This window comes from Polaromonas sp. P1_E3 (assembly GCF_056405935.1).
In genome coordinates this window covers 1-1,244 of record NZ_JBFUBD010000611.1, presented here as the reverse complement: position 1 = coordinate 1,244, position 1,244 = coordinate 1, and the positions used below count along the sequence as shown (strand labels likewise).

General features: G+C 63.8%; 2 protein-coding genes. Both read right to left on the bottom strand.

All coding sequences use genetic code 11. The annotated features are described in order from the left end of the window. Window positions 1–814: DMT family transporter (locus AC1D0Z_RS22165; RefSeq protein ID WP_477660302.1), on the bottom strand; the 814-nt coding region annotated here is incomplete at its 3' end. Further along, a partial coding sequence (locus tag AC1D0Z_RS22160; protein ID WP_477660301.1) for a tRNA-dihydrouridine synthase occupies window positions 807–1,244 on the bottom strand: 438 nt, incomplete at its 5' end. The genes AC1D0Z_RS22165 and AC1D0Z_RS22160, both read right to left, overlap by 8 nt.

Here is a 1,244-nt window from a genome sequence, read left to right as displayed (position 1 = left end):
CCCCCCACGCCGCCAACCCAGCGTAAAGGGGACCCAGGTAAAGCGAGACCGCCACACGGCTCGCACCCAGTATTTTTTGCGCCCAGCCATAGATCCAGTACGCGCCCAGCCCCGGGACAATCGCCGCCACGACGATCAACACGACGCCGTAGCGGGTCAGCGGCAAGGCATCRGGCTGCGACATCTCCCACACCGACAGGGGTAGCAGCACCAGGGTGCCACCCAGGCAGATGGCAGCCAGGCGAGCCGTAGCGCCCAGTGGGCTGGGCCACTGCTTTTGCAGCAGGGCATATGCCGCCCAGGACACCGTAGCGGCAACTATCCACAGATCACCGGCCACAAACTGGACATCGGCCAGAGCTGTCCAGTGTCCTTTCACCACCACGTGCACCACGCCTGCGAGCGCCAGCGCCACGCCAAGCCCCTGACGGACACTGAGGCGCTCGCCAAGCCAGAGCACAGCGCCCAGGCCGATAAGGACAGGCGACGCGGAATAGATCAGCGCGATATTCATGGCGCCTGTGGAGCGCGCGCCCTGGTACACCCACGCGCCGCAGATCATCATGCCCAGGGTGCCGAGGATCAGGTATTGCCACCATACCTTTGCGATATCGGCGCGTTGGCGCCACAGTTCGGAGCGCGTGAGCACCAGTAAAAAGAGGGCTACCAGCCCCCAGCGTCCCAGCGCCAGCAAGTAGGGACCAATGACCCCGGGAGCCTTGCGCGCGACGATGTAGTTGACGGTCCAGAGCGCCGGCACCAGCCACAAAAGAGCCATCGCCTGGCGTGCATGCCGTTGCGCTGAATCAGGCATTCGCTGCCAAGGGGATTTCGTCAAACGCAGCTGACGCAACCACGGGCGCTTCGTGCGCCAGAGCCATCACCGCATGGGGCGACATATCGCGCAGGCGGTGGTCGCTCCAGACCTGGCGCCAGCGCCGTGCACCCGGCAATCCGTTGCGCAGTCCCAGCATGTGCCGGGCAATAGCGCTCTTCGGGGTGCCGTGTTGGGCCGCCTCGCGAACCATGTAGTCGCACATCTGCATTTCCACCAGTTCGCGCGTGTTATCGCCCCCCGGCGTTGCAGTACCGAAGAAACCGGCATCCCACGATGCCAGCCACCAGGGGTTGTGATAGGCCTCACGTCCCACCATCACACCATCGAGAACCTGGAGTTGCTCATCTACCTGATGCGAGGTATTGATGCCGCCGTTGATGGCAATGAGCAGGTGTGGGAATTCTTT